The 2,636-nt window shown below is 40.6% G+C and carries 4 protein-coding genes; all 4 read left to right on the top strand.

Annotation, left to right across the window (positions count from 1 at the left end; all coding sequences use genetic code 11):
- The first annotated feature begins 31 nt into the window (after nt 1-31).
- The 4 genes from WC623_RS24870 (at nt 32) to WC623_RS24855 (ending at nt 2,467) form a co-directional block, all read left to right on the top strand.
- Nucleotides 32-199 carry a hypothetical protein gene (locus WC623_RS24870; protein WP_372856307.1) on the top strand — a complete coding sequence of 56 codons (168 nt, stop codon included), beginning with the start codon at nt 32-34 and terminating at the stop codon, nt 197-199.
- On the top strand, nt 192-431 hold the full coding sequence (locus tag WC623_RS24865) for a hypothetical protein (RefSeq protein WP_372856305.1): 240 nt from the start codon (nt 192-194) through the stop codon (nt 429-431). The genes WC623_RS24870 and WC623_RS24865 overlap by 8 nt, the downstream gene beginning before the upstream one ends.
- Nucleotides 432-879: 448 nt before the next feature.
- Nucleotides 880-1,149: a hypothetical protein gene (locus WC623_RS24860; RefSeq protein ID WP_372856303.1), complete on the top strand. Its 270-nt coding sequence runs from the start codon at nt 880-882 to the stop codon at nt 1,147-1,149.
- 70 nt (nt 1,150-1,219) lie between these two features.
- Entirely contained in the window at nt 1,220-2,467 is a 1,248-nt protein-coding gene (locus tag WC623_RS24855; RefSeq protein ID WP_372856301.1) for a hypothetical protein, read from the top strand.
- Nucleotides 2,468-2,636 lie beyond the last annotated feature (169 nt).

The raw sequence follows: 2,636 nt of genomic DNA, 5'->3' as shown, positions 1-2,636 counted from the left end.
CATGAAATAATTATATAAAAAGGTGTTAGGCATGGAAAGAAAACAGGGTCAAGACGAAAATGGAAGATTCGAAGAAATCATATATAAGTTCATTCCAGGGATGGGCCTTATAGAGGTTTCAAAAGATGATCCGGAATGGAAGGAAGAATCAAAGAAAAGACTTCTTCTAAATCTCAACCGAAAAAAAAGGAATGGGTGAAGAAATGACACACGAAGAACATGAAAAAGTAATGAATCAGATTGATGACGTGTACTCCCTTGTTGGGCAACATCGAGCGGCGATTGGATTTGTTGCGGATCGTATTCAGGATGAGCAGGCTTCTGCAAATATTTCGATTTTGGAAATGCATGCACAGAAAATTCAGAATATGATTGATGATATCTTTTCTCGGCCTCATACGAATCCTGGATTAGATGACGTTCCATATTGATTTCATAAAGGGTTGTTAAGGGGTGAAGCAGGGCGGAACTACATGCGGCCTTGCCTCACCTCTCACCGATCAGCCCCACCTTACCCTTCCCATACCTCTCACCTGTTTTTATCTTTTCACTCTAGGCGGTAGTTAACCTTTCCGCTGAGAAATCCCCTAACCTTAAGAAAGAATTTGGAAGAGATTGCCACGCCTTGAGGGGTCCGGTTTAAAGGCGTAGCCTTCCTGTTCGCCTGCCCTGGTCTATCAACCTGGTTAAAATGATAACCATTCCCATAAATCCAGGCTTCTTTATTACCTGCGAACAATTTTCTTTTACTGGCTTCTGGGAGTCCAGGCAGTAGGGAGTTAAAAGGACAGGATAGGCTGAAAGGCTGCTATCTGGTCCACCCTGACACCGGATGTCGTGTTGAATATAAATCTTGATACAAAAAGATTAATCGTATATATGAATCGTATAACATTAACCCAAAGGGTAAAAACTATGCAAAAAATAGGCGATAAAATACAGGTCATAGTTCCTGACGAAATGAAAAACGAAGTGAATCGAATTGCGAAAAGACATGAATTATCTCAGTCCGCTGCCGCCAGGAAACTAATGGAATTAGGTCTAGAATTTTATCAAGAGTTTGAAAAAATAGGTGTTCCTCAAACTGTTGAGATGATTAAGAAAGTTAAAAGACTAATTCGGGATTTGAAACAAAGAAGAATAGCATAAAAAAAGGCCGTCTGACCTTTGGCGGGGCTTAGACGACCTTTAAATACTACAACAGCGTAATGGGCTGTTTATGTCTGAAATATACTCAGAATCTCAAAATCTGCAAGAACCAATCGTTCCCGGCCTGTGCGTTGCCGGGTGCAACCCGGACCGGTCAGGCCGGGGCGAAGCCCTTCCTTGTCTATTTAGTAACAACTCCACCGAAAATTCAGAAAACGAGAAAACAGAAGCTCTCAAATCTTTAGTTTCCATCCTTTCCCCTTACCACAAAAAAGCTGCTCAAAGGTTATACTTAGACGTTGAACGTATTATAAAGTTAGCTCCATCTGTTGGGCACGTTGGCATGTTGACCATTACCAACAAATCAAACATCACAGATCCTAAAGAATTCAGTCGGCTTTTCGATTCCTTCAATACTCATTTTCTCAAACCACATTTAGAGCTCAAAGACTGGCTTCTCGTGCAAGAACCTCAAGAACGGGGATCTCTCCATTACCATCTTCTCATAATTACATCTCAGGATATCAGAACAGGCCTAAATTTCGATGAGATTGCAAAAAGGCAGTACAGATCTGCATCACCATTTTTAAAAGGACTGTGGGCGGATCTCCGTGACGCATGCGAGAAATACGGTCTCGGCCGGCATGAACTATTACCGATCAAAAGCAATTCTGAAGCAATGGGCCGATACCTTGGAAGTTATATATCAAAAGGCTTGCAACATAGAACACCGGAACAAAAAGGTTCCCGGTTCGTCCGTTATTCCCAGGGATGGGCACATAATTCAGTAAATTTTCAATGGCATACTGAAAACTCAAAAAAATGGCGAAAATTGGTGAAAATGTTTGCTGAATATCACGGCTGCTCGGATCTCTACCAACTCAATGAGCTGCTTGGACCCGGGTGGGCATGGAAATATATAGAAGATATCATGACAATTGAGGGAGCTGTAATAGAAAGCTTTTTTGAAAATGGCACGAAACAACATTGTCCGGAATATCAGGATAAAAAAATCAAGGTGACCAATGAAAACAGACAGAAGCGTGAGAGATTGGAAAGGAAAAATCCGAACGTGGTTAGAAGAAATTCGGAAATGCAAAACATCAAGGCAAAATCAAAGTCTGAAGTGGCCTTGGATAAGTCGATGTATCAGGAAAACGAGTCGATAATGGAAAAGGCAAAATGGGAAGGATTTGAGGGGGAAATTCTCAATCGAGCGAAAATATCTCTTGAATCTAAAAAGCGGGTAGCCTGGGCAAAATGGAAAAGCGTTTATCTGAATAAAAAGCTTCTCCTTCAGGAAGAAATACCTTTCTAAAAAAAGAAGCTGTTAGGAAATTAAAAAAAGATAGTTAGGCAACATGAAATAATTATATAAAAAGGTGTTAGGCATGGAAAGAAAACAGGGTCAAGACGAAAATGGAAGATTCGAAGAAATCATATATAAGTTCATTCCAGGGATGGGCCTTATAGAGGTTTCAAAAGAT

This window comes from Pedobacter sp. (genome assembly GCF_041645105.1).
Classification (GTDB): domain Bacteria; phylum Bacteroidota; class Bacteroidia; order Sphingobacteriales; family Sphingobacteriaceae; genus Pedobacter.
This window is presented reverse-complemented; position numbering and strand designations above follow the sequence as displayed.